Raw genomic sequence first — 18,283 nt, 5'->3', positions numbered from 1 at the left:
GAATCAGCGGCACCTTTGGTGCCTGCCGATTCTGTTTTTCAGAATTAATATTATTCCTTCTTCAATTGCAGCCAATCCTGTACGGTGGCTTCACCTCCAACTCCTTTAATATAATATTTTTCTCTATCTTTTTTTAGGTAAAATATACCAGAAGATGTACAGTTGTCTTCCTTATCATTGTAAGATAATTCGAATATATTGTTATTTTCTCTTACAAGGTATTTTCCGTTACATCTTATAGGTTCATGATAAGTATTTGTTTCCAATATCGCTTCATTGCCTCTTATTTTAAATGAATAACTGATGGAAGCCATTCCTGTAGAGGTAGTTTCTGTTTCTACATGAATATTATAATTACCGTCAATACCTGAAAGATTGGAACTTTTATTATTGTTACTCAATGACAGATTTGCTTTATAGTATTTAAACGTTTTTGAATCATCATCGGTAACTTTTATTCCGATATAATCATCACCGAACCAGACTACATCTTTAATATTAAAATTATCTGAAGAAAAGCTCCGATATTCAGTGAATGTCTTGTTGCTGTTAATTTTAAGGATACCTAAAAAACTTTCATTTGTACCGTAAACGTAATTATAATAGTATGCTACATATTTTGTGTCAGGAGAAATAACAGGATTTTCTACTTTGTCATCGCCCGGCGATACAATGCTGTAAACAGAAGGATTCGTTGCATTAATCAGGTAAAGTTCGCTAAAGCCTAAATTATCGCTTATACTGTTTGCAGAAAATGCGTACATATTTAAAGATGGATAAAATCCTAAATAATCATATTGGGTTTCTCCTTCTTTTAATGTATTATCTCCTTTTTTTAACTGAACAATTTTATCGTTTATTTTTAGTTCATAATTATCATTTCTGGCCTGGAGTGGTAAATCTGTAATAATATGGGCCGTACTTTTCAGATTATCATATTCATTTTTAGTAATCTCTGTAAAATCTAATAAGGGCAGCGTTTCAAACTTTTCTTCAAGCCCAACCTGAAAATGTTTTAAATTTTTAATACCTACGATTTCCTTTTGAACAATCGGTTCTGATATTACTTTCTGTTCTTTAGTACAGCATACAAGAATTACCGATCCAATAAGTATTTGTGTTATATTTTTCATTGTTGATTGCAATAAAAAAACCAAAGTAAATTATACTTTGGTTTATATATTTAAAATAATTTAATTATTGCTCAGTATCATATTTATTGATTACTTTCTGCGTTACGCCGGAACTGCTGAATCCACCGTCGTGGAAAAGATTCTGCATGGTTACTTTTTTCGTAAGATCAGAGAATAAAGTAACACAGTAGTTGGCACAGTCAAGAGCCGTGGCATTTCCAAGAGGAGACATGTCTTCAGCATATCCAAGGAATCCTCCGAAGCCTTTCACGCCGCTTCCCGCCGTAGTAGGAGTAGGAGACTGTGAAACCGTGTTTACACGAACTTTTCTTTCACCCCAGTAGTTACCGAATGTTCTTGCAATACTTTCCAGGTAAGCCTTGTTATCAGACATATCGTTGTAATCCGGGAAGGTACGCTGAGCTGCAATATAAGAAAGGGCCAAAATACTTCCCCATTCATTCATACAGTCTTTTTCCCATGCCACGCGCATTACTTTATGGAAAGAAACGGCGGATACATCCCAGCCTTTTTCCAACCAGTCATAATTCATTTCCGTATAATGTTTTCCTTTTCTCACATTCACGGACATTCCGATAGAGTGAAGGATAAAATCGATTTTACCAAATTTTGCAACAGCGGCATCAAAAAGTTTCTCTAAATCTTCAATGGAAGTGGCATCAGCTCCTATTACTTCAGATCCTGTTTTTTCTGCTAACGCGTTCAGTTCGCCCATTCTCATAGCGATAGGAGCATTAGACAAAATAAACTCAGCACCTTCTTCATGACATCTTTCTGCAACCTTCCAAGCGATCGATTGTTCATTAAGGGCTCCAAATATAATTCCCTTTTTGCCTTTAAGTAAACCGTATGACATATTTTTAATGTTTATTAGTTTACAAATGTAGCAATATTTGTGTTTATTACATAATAAAAAACGGAGCCTCTTGTAAAAAGACTCCGTTTTTCTTGAAAATATTTATATGACTGAAATTAATTTGTTTTTTTATTCCATTCTGCCTTCACATCTTCTGCTGCATCTTTGGTTTTTTCCCATGCTTCATTAGCTTTGTCTTTTACGTTTTCCCAAGCGTCGGAAGCATTGTTTTTTGCTCTGTCCAGCCAGTCTTCATGTCTTGCCTCTTCATCATTGGCTCTTTTTTCGTTGATATAATCTTTTGCTCTGTCTGCAAACTCCTCAACTTTCCATTTTGTTTTGTCAGCTGCATTTTTTAAAGAGTTTTCAGTGTTATCTACTGCGTTTTCTGCTTTGTTGTATTCTGAATTGTTCATAATAAAATATTTTAGTGATATTACTAGTAAAACAATAACTATTCCTAAAATCGTGGTACACTGTTAAATTTTTCATAAAAACAATAAATTTATTCATAAATATTTTCATATAGTTGATTTGTAATTTATTGAGAATATTTATATTTGTGATTCAATACAAAAACACAAAAGATGAAAAAAAGCACTTATTTTAAAGTAATATCTGTTTGTATATTATTATTTAAATCTACTTACGGCTTCACTCAGGTTGGAATAGGTACAACCACACCTGCCAATTCTTCTATCCTGGATATCACTTCCGGAAACAAAGGAGTTCTTATACCAAGAATCACTCTCCTGTCAACCACAGATGTTACTACAATATCATCGCCGGCAGAAGGTTTACTGATATGGAACAACGGCCTTGGCGGTGTTTCTCCTTCCGGATTTTATTTCTGGAGCAATTCAAAATGGAACCAGATTGCTACGGTCTCTACAGTTTTACCAAGTTCGGGAAACTGGAGCACATCAGGAAATAATGCGGGAAATTATGGTGGCAATGCTACCAATCTTTCCATAGGAACAGCAACTTATGATGACCTCATCTTTAAAGTAAACGCTTCTAATATTGGGAAATTAAGTGTAGATGGATCAATAAGCTTCGGTAATTCGGCAAGCTCAAAATATCAGTCAACAGCTATCGGATACAATGCTGTTGCAGATAATAACGAAGCTGCCGCAGTGGGGAAAAATGCGTTTTCAGGAGGCTATAGATCTCTTGCCTTAGGTTTTGCAGCAAAAACTAACAGCAATAACGAAACAGCAGTGGGCAATAATACACTTACATCAGGACAAAACTCTACGGCATTGGGTTCCGGAGCTTCTGCAAGTGGGCAGAATTCTACGGCAATAGGTTATAACGCTTCAACATCTCAACCTAATGCAATTGTTTTAGGAGACATCAATGCAAATGTGGGTATCGGAACCGGTACACCCAATACTGCAGCGAAACTAGATGTTAGTGGGCAGTATAAATTGGGAAATAAAGGAACGGTGCAAAAGAATCAAATCAGTTTTGAAGTATTTCCTTCGGTGTCTATTACCAACCTTCCCTCAGGAAAAACTACAACGATGGATATTCCTGTTCCGCCGGCTTTGGTCATGACTTCTACAAGAGCAACTATTGTCGTTACACCGGCAAATGATTTTGCAGGAAATTCTACCTTCTCGATATCAAATCCCAGGTTGACCTCGGTTTCAAACATTACCATTAACCTTACCAATATTGCAGGTAGCGCCGAAAGCTTAAATTCAGCACATTTTTATGTTACCATTAATGAATTTTAGATTATATATTGCTTTATTGTTTCGTATGTTGTCAAGATTAAAATCAAATGCCTTACAATAATTACTGTATTTCAGTTTCAAAAGTGAATTTGTAATATATTCTTGACCTAAATTGATTTCACAATAGTAATTTTTTAATAATTCTAACTTATTTTTGAGATATAATAAATTTTAGTATGTTTGAGCTTCGAAAGATTAAACTAATAATACTTTATGAAACTTAAATTACTTCTTTTATTAATTTGTATCACAAGTACAAAATTATTTTCTCAACCTTATGGAAAACAAGGTACTAAAGATTTACCCAAAGTGGAGTTTCTGTTAACGGACGGTTCCAAGGCCGATGGTTTTTTTGTGGGATTTACTTATCCCAACGGAACATATCCTGCATTTTTTGACAAAGATAATATCTACAATTTCATTTATAAGAAAACGAAAAGTTCCGAAGATGAGAAATTTGGTGCAGATGAAGTAAAATCCGTAAAAATATATGATGAATATGGCGACGTAACAAATGAAATAAACAGACTCGACATGAAATATGTTGATAAAGACGGTAAAGTCAGCGATAAAAAGAAGAGGTCATTTCAGCCGTTACTTTATGATGGGAAAATCCAGATCTATGGTTCAAATATAAAAATGTGCAGCACTGCGATCTGTAATTATGGTTATTCTCAGCTTTATATCAGGAATGCTAAAGATGATTTTGCCGTTATGCCTGTAGATTACGACAAGTTGGGCTTGTTTGCGGGTTCTTTATATGACAAAATGGTGGAAGCCTTCAGGTATGCAGGCCGCGACTGCCCGGAATTCCAGAAATATATGAATACTTTTGAGGCAAAACTACAAGATAAAGATTTCAAAAAAGCATTGAATACGAAATTTAAAGATATCAGAAAACAGGCTTTTGATGAAGGCAAAAAAAATAAACTGGGTCATAATGCAACTCAGGATTTGCTCGGAGATTATATGCTTCAGGCTTACCTGGAATTCTATGGCGGCATTATAAAAGAATACGAAAAGAATTGTCCGTACTAAAAACATAAAGGATTGCGTTTCTGCAATCCTTTTTTAATTTATTTGATAATTCTTTCCAAAACCCATTCAATGAGGTTCTTTTCGGAAGCGTGATGATCTGATGAAAACTCGCCGCGTCTTCTGTTGGCAATGACATTATTTACGGTAATGGCTTGATGCCCTAATAATTTTGAAAACGCATAAATTGCGGAAGTTTCCATTTCAAAATTCGTGATGCCCAGATCATTCAATGTTTCAAGGAATTGATCATCCAGAGCTTTTAAACGAAGCTGTCTGCCCTGAGGTGCATAAAAGCCGGGAAATGTCGCTGTATTTCCGTGGTATTTCGCGTCTTTATATAATTCACCCAGTTCTTCTGACCATTCTGAAAAATAAAGCATCGGTTTTATATTTTCATACGGGAATTTTTTATAAAAGTTTCTGGAAAATTCGTTTTCAAAATGGTAATCCTGGTAAAAATGCATTAAACCGTCTAATCCAACCACATTTTGTGTTACCAGCATATTATCCACCTGAACATCCGGATTTACACTTCCGCAGGTTCCCATTCTGAAAAGCTTCAGAGAAGTATGTTCGGTTTTGAATTCCTTTTGTTTAAGGTCAATGTTCACCAAAGCATCCAGCTCATTCATTACGATATCAATATTCTCCGTCCCGATTCCTGTTGACATTACAGTGATTCTTTCACCACGAAGTGTTCCGGTATGGGTATAAAATTCCCTTTTATTTTTGCGGATTTCCACCGTGTCGAAATATTTTGAAACTTTGGCAACACGATCGGGATCCCCAACGAGAATAATCTTTTCAGCAATATCTTCAGGTAAAAGATTCAGATGATAGACACTTCCGTCTTCGTTCAGAACAAGTTCTGAAGCAGCAAGTTTATTGAGCATAATATGTTTTTATTTGAATTAAAGTTGTATTAAATCTGTCCCAAATATCCTCTTCATTATTAAAACATCGGTATAGAAACCGTTAGTTTAGTTCTGAATGTGATTTCGGGATTTAAAATTAGTAAAAATTCCATTATCTGAAATGTAAAGATTAGTTAATTCAAATTTAAAGTTGGGATAACCTGTAAAGCTTTTCCTATCGGTAGTTTTGCAGAAAAAAATTAATGAAGTTTTATTCTTTGATTGTTCTGTTTGTGTTGTTAGGTTTTGCTGTAATGTCTTTCAATCCTTCTCATAAAGGTTTTAAAAATGAAAATTCTGTGATCCATGAAGGTTTATCAGATTTTAAAACCAGACTCAGTCAATTGAAATCCGATGCTTATGGTTTTTCCGAAAACAAAATAACGCTTGAAGATTTGCGCAAAACTTTAAAGGAAACAAGAAATTCATTCAAAGAAATAGAGTTTTATGTAGCCTATCATTATCCTGAATTTACAAAAACACACCTTAACGCTGCTCCTTTATTTCATATTGAAGCGGCTGGAACAACTTCTTATACACTTCCTCCGGAAGGTCTTCAGGTTCTGGATGAACTGGTGTTTTCTGATGAAGCAGAAACCAAAAAAGAAGAAATAAAGACTATTGCCGATTTTCTTTTCAACAGTTATTCAAGTTTCTATTTAAGCTCACTGAAAAACGGTTTAAGTAAAGGAAGCAATAAAACATTGCCGTTGAGAATTGAACTCATCAGAATATATAGCCTCGGCGTGACAGGCTTTGATACGCCGGGCTCTTTAAATATTTCCGAAGAAACCCTGCATGCCTTTTCAGGAATGAAAAAGTATATTCAGGATGATCCTTATTTTAAAAATTACAACACGGAAAAAGCAGATCAGTTGTTTTCCGCAGGCATCACTTACCTTTCAGAAAATAAAGAATTTGAAACTTTCGACAGGATAGAGTTTTACAAAAAATACATTCAGCCTTTATACCGGGAACTGGGAAGCTGGGACGGAAGAACGGATGATCTGAAAGAATTTTCCGGATGGAATCCCGGAAGCAAAGATTTTTTCAGCAGCGATTTTCTTGATCCCTATTTTTATACTTTGCTGAAAAAGGATGAAGATAATGAAGCGTTAAGAAAGCTGGGCAAACAAATTTTCTATGATCAGAATGTAAGCGGCAACGGTAAAATGAGTTGTGCTACATGTCATCTTCCCGAAAATGCATTTACGGATCTTAAATCCAAATCGCCAAGCAATGTAGACGGAAAAACAGTACTGAGGAATTCTCCTACACTTTACAACGCTGTTTTTGCCAAAAGATTTTTCTATGATTTAAGGGCTTTTTACCTCGAGCAGCAGGCCGAACATGTTATTTACAACAAAGACGAATTCAACACCAGTTATGATAATATTATTAAGAAAATAAACGTAGATCCGGAATATAAGAAAGCCTTCAAAAAAGCTTTTAAAAAAGGAAATATCAACCGGGAAAATTTTTCAAAAGCGTTGAGTTCTTACGTTGCTTCCCTCTATTCTTACGAGAGTGATTTTGATAAATTTATGAGAAGTGAAAAAGAAATTTCTGACGATGCAAAAAAGGGTTTCAACCTGTTTATGGGAAAAGCCAATTGCGCAACCTGCCATTTTGCACCGAACTTTTCAGGTCTTGTGCCGCCATTTTTTAATGAAAATGAATCTGAAGTATTGGGAGTCACCAAAAGACCTATCGATCAAAAGCCTGTTGAAATTGATGCCGACAAAGGAAGGATCAACAGCCCGGTGAAAAAAGAAAATTCATGGATTTACGAAAATTCTTTCAAAACCGTAACCGTAAGGAATATTGCGCTTACCAAACCCTACTTTCACAACGGCGCTTTCAACAGCCTGGAAGAAGTTCTTGAGTTCTATAATGAAGGAGGTGGAGAAGGATTAGGATTAAAAATGAAAAACCAGACGCTTGCTCCGGATAAATTAAATCTCACTCAAACCGAAATCAAACAGGTTATTGCTTTTCTTAATTCTTTAACGGATATCAGCAATAAATAAAAAAGCATCCTTTTGTCATTCTGGAAAATCTCAACGTCATGATAATTTAGGCTGATATATATAATCTTTATTCCTTTTTGCGGTTAAATTTTTCCTCCCGCTGATTGCACGGATTTCGCAGATTTTTATCTTGAGATATTACATGTTGCGATTTTTTAGCGGCAATCTTGTATTTCAGCTTATAGTTTAAATACTCTTTGTTTTTTTGCGGTTAAAAATTAATGTAACATTTCCTTAACCTGATTAACATTAAATTTTCCATTAATTAATATTTCGAAAGAATTATTTAAACTCCTATTAATAGGCTCTTCACAGCAATAAAATAGATTTGCAGAGTCTAATAAATCGAAATTTAAAATGAAAAGAAAACTACTAACAGTTGCAGCTCTTGCAATGGTTTCGGGTACGCTGTTGAATGCCCAGACTTTTATCTTCAACAAAAATTCTTCATGGAAGTACAATGATACCAACACCGCGTTGGCAGACCAGTGGAAAAATGCAAACTATGATGTTACGGCATGGCAGCAGGGAAATGGTCCGTTAGGATACGGAGATCCTGTAACCACCCAAACCAATACAGGATTAATCACCGCCTATTTTGCGAAAGATTTCACGGTTAATTTAAATGATCTTTCCTCAACGATGGAACTGGGTGTGATGAGAGATGACGGAATTGTAGTTTACCTGAACGGGGAAGAAGTGGTAAGAGACAATATGCCTTCAGGAACAATTGATTTCACTACTTTGTCTTCAACAACCATAGACGGAGCTGCAGAAAGCGTATATAACGTATTCTCTATTCCAAAATCTAAATTTGTAAACGGAAACAACAGGATTTCCATCGAATTACATAACAGAGGCGCTTCAAGTTCGGATTTAAGAATTGATGCTTATCTGAAAACAACAGCTACGGTAACTCCCGTACCTTGTAACGCAACTCATATCAGCTGCTTTACATCCATTGTTCCTACAGCACAAACGAATAAATTAATCATTCCTACAGAACATAAATATCAATTGATCCTTAAAGAAGGAGACAGCTATACAGAAGGAGGAGGATTAGTAGGAGGCCAGAATGACTTCACAGGATACGTGGCTAAAAATTCAAGCAGCACGAACGGTTATCTTTCCGTAAACCACGAAACCAATCCTGGAGGTGTTACAATGGCGGAAATCAATTATAACGCAACAACCAAATTGTGGCAGCTTACAAGATCAAGAGCCGTAAGTTTCTCTGCACCAAGCCTGGTTCAGACCATCAGAAACTGTTCAGGAGGAGTAACGCCTTGGGGAACGATCATTACAGCTGAAGAACAGACCACTTCCAATGATGTTAATGCCGATGGAATGAAGGATTATGGCTGGCTGGTAGAAATTGATCCGGTTACTGCACAGGTAATTACTCAGAATACGGACGGTTCTAAAGGAAAACTTTGGCAGATGGGAATCATGAACCACGAAAATGTGGTGGTGAACAATACCGGAACGGTGGCCTATTATGGTGAAGATGGCGGAACACATATGGTGTACAAATATGTAATGGATACGCCGAATAACCTTTCTTCAGGAAATCTTTATGTATTGAAATTAGATCAGGGATTAAGCAGCGGGGATCCTGTAGCGACAACTGCAACCTGGGTTCAGGTGCCTAATAAAACAAAAGCAGATCAGAACAATACGTCATCTTTGGCGCAATCGCTTGGTGGAACTTCTTTCAATGGAATAGAAGACGTGGAAATCAGTCCGCTTGATGGCAAAGTATATTTTACAGCAAAGGGATTGAATAAAGTATACCGGTTAAAAGACGACGGAGCAACCGCTTCTCAGGTGGAAACTTTCGTGGGAGGTCTTACGACTAACTATTCTTTCGACACGGCACAGGGAACAAAAACTGAAGCCTGGGGAGACGGGAACGACAACCTTACTTTTGATGAGCTTGGGAACCTGTGGGTTCTTCAGGATGGTGGGAAAAATTATATCTGGGTAGTGGCTCCGGATCATACGCAGGCAAATCCTAAAGTGAAATTATTTGCATCCATGCCGGCAGGATCAGAACCTACCGGACTTACTTTCACGCCGGATCACAAATTCGGGTTCTTCTCTATCCAGCATCCGGATTCTACTATTTCTACAGATGTTGACGCTACCGGAAATACGATTGACTACAGAGGGAAATCTGCAACAATAGTAGTAGCCCTGAAAAACAATCTGGGTACGGCAGGTTCTCTTGGAACCATCGAAACACAGCCGGAAAACACAGTAACCGTTGCTCCGAATCCTACTTCAGGAATCGTAAAAATCAATTCTCCAAAAGGACTGAAAAACATTATGGTAACAGCTTACAGTATTGATGGTAAAATTGTTTTTACCCAGAAATATTCAGGATTAAACAAAGTTTTAGACCTTGATTTTACCAATCAGCTTAATACTTCAAGAGTTTTAATTCTGAACATTGAAGCGGAAGGAGGATTCCAGCAGACCGTAAAATTGCTGAAAAAATAAATTATTAATATTTTACACAACTGCCGGTAATCCATGGGTTGCCGGTAGTTTTTTTAGTTTATGAAAAAGTTATTTTTTTCTGTTCCGTTAATCATTTTTTTACAGGCAAAAGCACAGATTGATCCTGTAAAATACCCAACATATACCAATATAGATGATGCGTTGAAAAGTGGAAAAACAGTTTACAGCATGAGTTTTCGGGGGAAAACAATGTTTAATCTTCCTGTTGAAATTCAGAAGTTCGATTCTGTTTTCTTTCTGAATCTGATGGAAAATAAATTTGAGAAAATGGACGAATCTATCTTTAAACTGAAAGAGCTTACGATTTTGAACCTCAATGAAAACAGCATCAAATATATTCCCGATGAAATTGCAGAACTTCAGAAACTTGAAAGTTTTTCCATTAATTTAAATAATCTGACCAGTATCAATCCAAATTTAGGTAAGCTTAAAAAGTTAAAAACCATTCATCTTGATGCCAATAATCTGAACGTTTTTCCGGAAGCATTACTGGAAATTCCGGGACTGGAAGAAATTAACTTGCAGGGAAACCAGATCAGCTTTATTGCTAAAGATTTAGATAAAATTAAAAATCTGAGATCATTGAATTTATCTTCCAATCAGATTAATGATCTGGGAAAACTGGAATTTCCGCAACAGTTGAAATATCTTGAATTACAACAAAATTCTATTGCTCAGTTGCCCGAAGGTTTATTTAAATCTAAGCAACTGGAATTTTTAAATCTAAGCCAGAACAGCATCAGGGAAATCTCCCCTAAAGTCAAAGGGTTAAAAAATATGGTAAGTATGAATCTGGCCAATAATCAACTTACTGATCTGCCACCGGAATTTTCTGAGTTGAAAAATCTTAAAACCTTAATATTAACAGGCAATCCGATAAAAAAATCAATCCTTGAAAAACTAAAGAAAATGATTCCGCAAACGCAGATTTACTTTTAAAAGGAAAATTAAAATATTTTTAGCGCAATATGCACAAAAGTCTTAGCTGAGTGAAGCGCCATTGCGAACAAAAAATGTTTTCAAGTTTAATTAAAAAACTTTTTGCGGTCATAGCGTTTGAAGTATTTAAAAATTGTAAACTATCCGCCGACTCTTTTGGTCTTATATCCCATTTCTTTAAGGATATCCATTATTTTATCACGGTTATCCCCCTGAATGATGATCGTTCCATCCTTTTCAGAGCCACCGATTCCCAAGGTGGTTTTTATTTTTTTTGAAATTTTCTTCAGTTCTTCTTCGGTACCTTCCCAGCCCTCAATGACGGTCACAGGCTTGCCATTTCTGCCTTTCTTCTCAAATTTACATACCAGAGGTTCTTTCTGCTTAAATTTCTCTTCAGGCATTTCAAAATCCTGCTCATCATGATCAGGAAAAAGGTTTTTCAGTTGATCTCTTAAATCCATAAGGCAAAATTAATAAAATATTTAAGGCAGAAAAATACCAGCCCATTCAAACCTTCAAGGTTTAGATAAAACAATTTTAAATAAATTTTAAGTCCTTCAATTCTTCAATTCATTTCAAAATAAATAAATTTGTAATACAAAAGTTTATACAAAATGTCGAAAAAAGCAATATTAGCAATCCTTGACGGATGGGGATTGGGAATGAATCCTGATGTTTCAGCCATTGATAAAGCCAATACACCATTTATAGATAACTGCCTTAAAAACTTTCCGCATACAACCCTCGAAGCAAGCGGTCTGGCGGTAGGATTACCGGCGGGACAAATGGGAAATTCCGAAGTAGGACATATGAATCTTGGTGCGGGAAGAGTGGTATATCAGAATCTGGTAAAGCTGAATATGGCGGTGGAAAATGGTTCTCTAGGCCAGCAGAAAGTTATTCAGGATGCATTTGAATATGCTAAAAGAGAAAATAAGAAAGTACACTTTATCGGTCTGGTTTCAGATGGAGGTGTGCATTCCCATATCAATCACCTTAAAGGACTTCTTACGGCGGCACACGAATTCGGACTACGTGAAAACGTATTTGTTCATGCTTTCACAGATGGGCGCGACTGCGATCCGCACTCCGGAAAAGGTTTTATTGAAGATCTTCAGGAACATATGATAAAAACGGTAGGCAAGCTTGCTTCTGTTGTAGGAAGATATTACGCGATGGACAGAGATAAACGATGGGAACGTGTAAAAATTGCTTACGATGCAATGGTGGAAGGTGTAGGAGCGCAGACAACCAATGCTTTGCTGGAAATTCAAAAATCCTACGACGAAAATATTACCGACGAATTCATGAAACCGATTATCATGATTGATTCCACCGCAATTGGAAATGTGGTTCCGGTGGCTAAAATCACAGATCATGATGTTGTTATTTGTTTCAATTTCCGTACAGACAGAGGCCGTGAAATCACAGAAGTGCTTACACAGCATGATAACCCGGAATATTTCATGAGAAAGTTGCCATTGTATTATGTGACACTTACGAATTATGATAAAACCTTCCAAAACGTACACGTGGTTTTTGATGAAGAAGTATTGCATGAAACGATGGGTGAAATCCTGGAAAGAAATCATAAAACACAGATCAGGATTGCAGAGACTGAGAAATACCCTCACGTAACATTCTTCTTTTCAGGAGGAAGGGAAGAACCTTTTAACGGAGAGAAAAGACTGCTTTGCCCGAGTCCTAAAGATGTTCCTACTTACGATCTTAAACCGGAAATGTCAGCCTACGATATTACCAATGCCATTCTTCCGGAACTTGAAAATGAGACTGCGGATTTTATATGTTTAAATTTTGCCAATACCGATATGGTAGGTCATACAGGTGTATTTTCAGCGGCTGTAAAAGCAGCGGAAACAGTGGATCAATGTATTGAAAAAGTAGCGACTACAGCGTATGAACATGGCTATGCAGTTTTCATTCTTGCCGACCATGGGAATTCAGATGTTATGATTAACCCGGACGGATCACCAAACACGCAGCATTCAACCAATCTGGTTCCTTTTATCGTGATGGATAAAAACCATACCTGGAATCTGAAACCTGGCAAGCTTGGTGATGTGGCACCTACCATTTTAAAAGTAATGGGTGTGGAAATACCACAAATAATGACCGGAGATATATTAATAAGCTAAAATAATAATATAAGAGATAAATTGCCGTTATAATTATGTATAGCGGCATTTTTATGATTAATATTAGAACAATTAACAGTTTATTATGTTCTAAATAATAAATAAAAAACTTAAATTTGCAAATTAAACCTAAATTTATAAAATGTATCAAAAGCTTGTTAGGAAAGAAGTAATGGGAATTTTGGAAAAGGAAGTAGGCTCTTTTCTGGATAAATTTTTAACGCCAATCGAGAAGATCTGGCAACCTTCTGATTATCTTCCGGATCCTTCAAGCTCAGAATTTAAATATGATCTTGAAGAAATTCAGACGTTCGCAAGAGAAATGCCTTATGATCTTTTTGTAACCCTTATCGGAGACTGTATTACGGAAGAAGCTTTACCTTCCTACGAATCCTGGCTGATGGGCGTAGACGGTGTAGATCAGGAGCAAAGAGAAGTAGGCTGGGCACACTGGGTAAGAGCATGGACCGCTGAAGAAAACAGACACGGTGATCTTTTGAGCAAATATCTTTATCTGTGCGGAAGAGTAAATATGAGAGAAGTGGAAGTAACTACCCAATACCTGATTAATGACGGTTTTGATTTGGGAACAAGTATGGATCCGTACAGAAACTTTATCTACACAAGTTTTCAGGAAACAGCCACTAATATTTCTCACAGAAGAGTAGGGACGCTGGCAAAACAATCCGGAAACGGGAAGCTGGCTAAAATGTGTGGTGTTATTGCCGCCGATGAGGCAAGACATGCCAAAGCTTACAAGCATTTTGTGGCAAAGATCCTGGAAATAGATCCTTCGGAAATGATCCTTGCTTTTGAAGATATGATGCGCAAGAAAATTGTAATGCCTGCTCACATGATGAGACAGTCCGGACAGAAAGCCGGTGAACTTTGGGGACATTTTTCAGATGCGGCACAAAGATGTATGGTGTACACAGGTCAGGATTACATCAACATTATGAAAGAACTTCTTGACGAGTGGAAAATAGAACACGTTAAAGGTCTTAATGAAAAAGCCGAAAAAGCTCAGGAATACCTGATGAAGCTTCCGGCAAGACTTCAGAAAATTACGGACAGAATATCCACTCCGGATCTGCAGTTCCAGTTCAGCTGGGTAAAAAGTTAATCTATATTATTAAATTATAAAAGTAAGAGCGCCGGAGTATACTTGGGCGTTCTTTTTTGTATCTTTGCATTTTTAAAAACAAATTCACAGAATGAATAATAAAAAAATTGCAGTTGACTTTGACGGAACTATTGTTGATGATGCTTATCCCGCGATTGGCAAACCAAAGATTTTTGCTTTTGAAACACTAAAAAAACTTCAGTCGGAAGGATACAGACTTATCCTTTGGACTTACCGTCACGGAAGAGCATTGGATGAAGCCGTAGAATTCTGTATGAAAAACGGTGTTGAGTTTTATGCGGTAAATTCCAGCTTTGAAGGAGAAGTTTTTGATTCCGAAAATCAATCCAGAAAAATTGATGCGGATTGGTTCATAGATGACAGAAATCTGGGAGGATTTCCGGGTTGGGGTGAAATCTACAATATTATTCAGGAGAGAATAGAATTCCGGGTTGAAGGAAAAGAAGTCCTGGCTTATTCAAAGCTTAAAAAAGAAAAGAAAAAAGGATTGTTCTGGTAGAATATCCGATGTAACAATTTACCAATATAACAATCTACCAATCAGACATTGTTACACTGATACACTGTTATATTGTTACATTTTATAATTAAAAAATGATTCAATTAAAAACAATAGACGAGCTTCGTCTTATGAAAGAAAGTGCCCGATTGGTTTCCAGAACATTAGGAATGCTGGCAAAAGAAATCAAACCGGGAATTACCACTTTATATTTGGATAAACTGGCACATGATTTTATTAAAGATCATGGCGCGGAGCCTGCATTTTTAGGATATGGAGGATTTCCGTATTCCCTTTGTATTTCACCAAACGAACAGGTGGTTCACGGTTTCCCCAGCAAAGAAGAAATCAAAGAAGGCGATGTGCTTTCCGTAGATTGTGGTGCTATTTTGAATGGTTTTGTGGGCGATCATGCCTACACTTTTGAAATCGGTGAAGTAAAACCGGAAACCAAAAAGCTTCTGAAAGTTGCTAAAGAATCTCTTTACAAAGGAATTGAGCAGTGTGTCAGGGGAAAAAGAATCGGAGATATTTCTCATGCCATACAATCGCACTGTGAAAAAGAGGGATATGGTGTTGTAAGAGAGCTTGTGGGGCATGGTGTCGGAAGACAGATGCATGAAGATCCTCAGGTTCCCAATTACGGAAGACAGGGTAGCGGAAAAGTAATCAAAGACGGACTTACAATTGCCATCGAACCCATGATTAATCTCGGTACGGAAAAAGTAAAATTCCATAATGATGGCTGGACAGTCACTACTCTTGACAATCAGCCATCCGCACATTTTGAGCATGATGTTGCCGTGATCAACGGAAAACCCGTGTTGCTTTCCACCTTTCAGTATATTTACGATGCCCTGGGTATTGAAAGTGATGAAGAGAAAGCTTTTCAACTGGATTTTTAAATGAAAAAGGCAGCCAAATTTTTATTAAATAAAATTCCGCGTCCTATGCTTATTAGGTTAAGCATCTGGGCGAGGCCGCTTATTTACCAGCTGTTTAAAGGAGACCGGTTTGTTGATCCTATCGATGGACGGTCCTACAGGAAGTTTCTTCCTTACGGGTATGGTAAACAAAGAGAAAATGCTTTATCGCCAGGGACTTTAAGCCTCGAAAGACATCGCCAGATGTGGCTGTATCTCCAGAATGAAACGGATTTTTTTATTAAAAACCATAAAGTTTTGCACATTGCTCCCGAACAGGAATTTCTAAGAAAATTCAAAAGGATGAGTAATCTGGATTATATTTCGTCGGATCTTTTTTCTCCCATAGTGGACGTAAAAGCAGATATTCTCGACCTCCCGTTTGCAGATGAAAGTTTCGATATCATTTTCTGTAATCATGTACTGGAGCATATTGCTGATGATGCTAAAGCAATGAGCGAATTATACAGGGTGCTAAGACCAGGAGGATGGGGAATATTACAGGTTCCGATGAAAAACACGTTGCAAAAAACGTATGAAGATTTTACCATCACAGATCCCAAAGAACGACAAAAACATTTCGGGCAGTATGACCACGTACGCTGGTACGGGATGGATTATTTCGAAAGGCTTCAGAAAGCAGGCTTTGAAACAGATGCCAATTTCTATTCCCAGCGTTTTTCAGATGAAGAAATTGAAAAATACGGACTCAGGAAAAGTGAAATTTTACCCATTGTTTATAAAAAATAACGTCTCCAAACCGGAGACGTTTTTAGTTATTTATTCTTTAATAAACTTCAGGGGTTTTTCCGCTTGGGTTCAATAATATTTAAATAGATTATTTAAGCTCATACCTATTTTTTAATAAAGTTTAATGAGAAGAAACTGCTTTAAGACCTACAACAGAACCGATTAGTGTTACAATAAAAAAGATTCTCCAGAAGCTTACCGGGTCTTTAAAAAAGAAAATCCCCATTAATACCGTTCCCACTGCGCCAATACCTGTCCACACGGCATATGCCGTTCCGATAGGAAGGGTTTGGGTAGCCTTAATGAGCAACAGCATACTTATGGTAAGAGAGATCAGAAAACCTCCGAACCAAAGGTACATAGTAGTTCCGCTTGTTTCTTTTACCTTTCCCAGACATGACGCAAAAGCAACTTCAAATAATCCTGCAATAATTAAGATGATCCAATTCATTTTTTAAGTTTCTTCTGCAAATTTCAGCATTAAAAAGCAATTTTGCTTTAAATAAATATTTTTCTGTTAATAATTTTCAAAAAACCTTCTTTTTCGAGTTTCTTAATGGTGCGAATTACCGTTTCGACCCGTAAAGCGGTTATGGATGCGATATCTTTTCTTGTAAGCGGAACTTCAAATGAAAATTGCTCCTGATTATCACTGAAACTTTTCTGATAATTAAGGGCTCCTTTTATGCGGACATCAGGCCTTAAGGAAGTATTGTTTTCCAGCATGATATATTTGAAATAAAGGCGTTCGGATAAAAATTTATTGATATCCCTTGAAATCTGGACATTTTCATCCAGCAGTCTGATAAAATCACTTTTCGGAAGTTTCAGTACACTGGTTTCTTCGAAAGTAATGGCGTTAACGGGATATTTTTCATCAATAAATAAAAGAAGCTCACACACGCTCAGTCCTTTACTTAGGATCGCAAGAATAAGCTCTTTTCCGTCTTCATCGTAGTGATTGAGTTTTATTCTGCCTTTTATGATCTGGTAATAAAATTTCGGTGTGCTGCCTTCCTCGAAAATGACATACGAAGAATCGAGGTCTTCAATTTCTGCACCGTAAGACAGTAAGAGTTGTTCTTCAATTAACATAATAATAATCTGCTTTAATTGGAATTAGGGGTATACCACATTTTTAAATTTATCAAATTGAAAAACGTTTCAATTATGATCCTGATCATAAATATACAGTTATATTTTGATAAAGTTATAGAAATTTCACCATTATTAGATTGTGATTACCGTCATAAAAAGCTCATCGATTATTCAATAAGTTTGAGAATACCAAATTTTTAAATATGAAAAAAATAATTTTCACAGTGTTTATTTTTACAGTCACTATGGGCTGCACAAAATCAGAAACGCAGTATACTGATCAGGAAAACAAAGGGGAAACCGTTAACAACCGCCAATCTGACACCATTAATACCCTGGAGCAACGCTCTGACACGCTGCAGAACCAGGATAATCTTAAGAATGTACCGACGGATAATGAATAACGATTTTAAGAAGTGAACATCCTATTCGTGGAAACTTTAAAAGTAATATTCTTGAGGCTGTCCGCTGAAAAACGGGGAAGTTCTGAATACGGTACATAAATTAAAATACT

Annotated in this window: 18 protein-coding genes; 11 read left to right on the top strand and 7 right to left on the bottom strand. The window is 36.6% G+C overall.

The genetic code is table 11. From position 1 onward, the window contains the following. Window positions 1-50: 50 nt before the first annotated feature. The 3 genes from ODE14_RS04965 to ODE14_RS04955 form a co-directional block, all read right to left on the bottom strand. Entirely contained in the window at window positions 51-1,133 is a 1,083-nt protein-coding gene (locus ODE14_RS04965) for a hypothetical protein (RefSeq protein ID WP_263603187.1), read from the bottom strand. Window positions 1,134-1,197: 64 nt separating this feature from the next. Then, entirely contained in the window at window positions 1,198-2,010 is an 813-nt protein-coding gene (locus ODE14_RS04960; RefSeq protein ID WP_248393225.1) for an enoyl-ACP reductase, read from the bottom strand. Window positions 2,011-2,126: 116 nt separating this feature from the next. Further along, the gene (locus tag ODE14_RS04955) at window positions 2,127-2,426 is read right to left on the bottom strand and encodes a hypothetical protein (protein ID WP_248393229.1); all 300 of its coding nucleotides are present in this window, start codon (window positions 2,424-2,426) and stop codon (window positions 2,127-2,129) included. A gap of 171 nt (window positions 2,427-2,597) precedes the next feature. On the opposite strand from ODE14_RS04955, the gene ODE14_RS04950 reads away from it, so the two are divergent. Together ODE14_RS04950 and ODE14_RS04945 are read left to right on the top strand one after the other, a co-directional pair. Then, window positions 2,598-3,752, top strand: a complete 1,155-nt coding sequence (locus ODE14_RS04950; RefSeq protein ID WP_263603186.1) for a hypothetical protein — start codon at window positions 2,598-2,600, stop codon at window positions 3,750-3,752. 213 nt (window positions 3,753-3,965) lie between these two features. Continuing rightward, window positions 3,966-4,790, top strand: a complete 825-nt coding sequence (locus ODE14_RS04945; protein ID WP_263603185.1) for a hypothetical protein — start codon at window positions 3,966-3,968, stop codon at window positions 4,788-4,790. A 38-nt stretch (window positions 4,791-4,828) separates the two neighbouring features. Here ODE14_RS04945 and ODE14_RS04940 read toward each other — a convergent pair whose 3' ends face one another. After that, a complete protein-coding gene (locus tag ODE14_RS04940; RefSeq protein ID WP_263603184.1) occupies window positions 4,829-5,683 on the bottom strand; it encodes a nucleoside phosphorylase in 855 nt (284 codons plus the stop codon). A gap of 224 nt (window positions 5,684-5,907) precedes the next feature. Between ODE14_RS04940 and ODE14_RS04935 the strand changes: the two genes are divergently transcribed. The 3 genes from ODE14_RS04935 to ODE14_RS04925 all read left to right on the top strand — a co-directional run bounded on the left by ODE14_RS04935 (window position 5,908) and on the right by ODE14_RS04925 (window position 11,196). Further along, complete coding sequence (locus tag ODE14_RS04935; RefSeq protein ID WP_263603183.1) at window positions 5,908-7,734, top strand: cytochrome-c peroxidase; 1,827 nt, start codon at window positions 5,908-5,910, stop codon at window positions 7,732-7,734. A 357-nt stretch (window positions 7,735-8,091) separates the two neighbouring features. After that, window positions 8,092-10,236, top strand: coding sequence for an alkaline phosphatase PhoX (locus tag ODE14_RS04930; RefSeq protein ID WP_263603182.1), 2,145 nt, complete (start codon window positions 8,092-8,094; stop codon window positions 10,234-10,236). Window positions 10,237-10,296: 60 nt separating this feature from the next. Further along, the gene (locus ODE14_RS04925; protein ID WP_263603181.1) at window positions 10,297-11,196 is read left to right on the top strand and encodes a leucine-rich repeat domain-containing protein; all 900 of its coding nucleotides are present in this window, start codon (window positions 10,297-10,299) and stop codon (window positions 11,194-11,196) included. A 140-nt stretch (window positions 11,197-11,336) separates the two neighbouring features. On the opposite strand, the gene ODE14_RS04920 is transcribed toward ODE14_RS04925, so the two are convergent. Continuing rightward, window positions 11,337-11,660: a translation initiation factor gene (locus tag ODE14_RS04920; protein ID WP_248393254.1), complete on the bottom strand. Its 324-nt coding sequence runs from the start codon at window positions 11,658-11,660 to the stop codon at window positions 11,337-11,339. A 153-nt stretch (window positions 11,661-11,813) separates the two neighbouring features. Between ODE14_RS04920 and gpmI the strand changes: the two genes are divergently transcribed. The 5 genes from gpmI to ODE14_RS04895 all read left to right on the top strand — a co-directional run bounded on the left by gpmI (window position 11,814) and on the right by ODE14_RS04895 (window position 16,671). Then, window positions 11,814-13,355: a 2,3-bisphosphoglycerate-independent phosphoglycerate mutase gene (gene gpmI, locus ODE14_RS04915; protein ID WP_263603180.1), complete on the top strand. Its 1,542-nt coding sequence runs from the start codon at window positions 11,814-11,816 to the stop codon at window positions 13,353-13,355. Window positions 13,356-13,497: 142 nt separating this feature from the next. Continuing rightward, window positions 13,498-14,478 carry an acyl-ACP desaturase gene (locus ODE14_RS04910; protein ID WP_248393257.1) on the top strand — a complete coding sequence of 327 codons (981 nt, stop codon included), beginning with the start codon at window positions 13,498-13,500 and terminating at the stop codon, window positions 14,476-14,478. A gap of 91 nt (window positions 14,479-14,569) precedes the next feature. Further along, the gene (locus ODE14_RS04905) at window positions 14,570-14,998 is read left to right on the top strand and encodes a BT0820 family HAD-type phosphatase (protein WP_072882997.1); all 429 of its coding nucleotides are present in this window, start codon (window positions 14,570-14,572) and stop codon (window positions 14,996-14,998) included. A 95-nt stretch (window positions 14,999-15,093) separates the two neighbouring features. Then, a complete protein-coding gene (map, locus tag ODE14_RS04900; protein ID WP_263603179.1) occupies window positions 15,094-15,903 on the top strand; it encodes a type I methionyl aminopeptidase in 810 nt (269 codons plus the stop codon). Next, window positions 15,904-16,671, top strand: a complete 768-nt coding sequence (locus ODE14_RS04895) for a class I SAM-dependent methyltransferase (RefSeq protein WP_263603178.1) — start codon at window positions 15,904-15,906, stop codon at window positions 16,669-16,671. 121 nt (window positions 16,672-16,792) lie between these two features. On the opposite strand, the gene ODE14_RS04890 is transcribed toward ODE14_RS04895, so the two are convergent. Next, window positions 16,793-17,122 carry a DMT family transporter gene (locus tag ODE14_RS04890; protein WP_248393264.1) on the bottom strand — a complete coding sequence of 110 codons (330 nt, stop codon included), beginning with the start codon at window positions 17,120-17,122 and terminating at the stop codon, window positions 16,793-16,795. Between the two features lie 47 nt (window positions 17,123-17,169). Continuing rightward, window positions 17,170-17,766, bottom strand: a complete 597-nt coding sequence (locus tag ODE14_RS04885; protein ID WP_248393266.1) for a Crp/Fnr family transcriptional regulator — start codon at window positions 17,764-17,766, stop codon at window positions 17,170-17,172. A 206-nt stretch (window positions 17,767-17,972) separates the two neighbouring features. On the opposite strand from ODE14_RS04885, the gene ODE14_RS04880 reads away from it, so the two are divergent. Then, a complete protein-coding gene (locus ODE14_RS04880; protein WP_263603177.1) occupies window positions 17,973-18,173 on the top strand; it encodes a hypothetical protein in 201 nt (66 codons plus the stop codon). The last annotated feature ends 110 nt before the right edge of the window (window positions 18,174-18,283 follow it).

The organism is Chryseobacterium sp. PET-29 (assembly GCF_025736815.1).
Classification (GTDB): Bacteria; Bacteroidota; Bacteroidia; order Flavobacteriales; family Weeksellaceae; genus Chryseobacterium; species Chryseobacterium nepalense.
The sequence above is the reverse complement of the archived record's forward strand: the minus strand, read 5'-3'. Positions and strand labels throughout refer to the sequence as shown.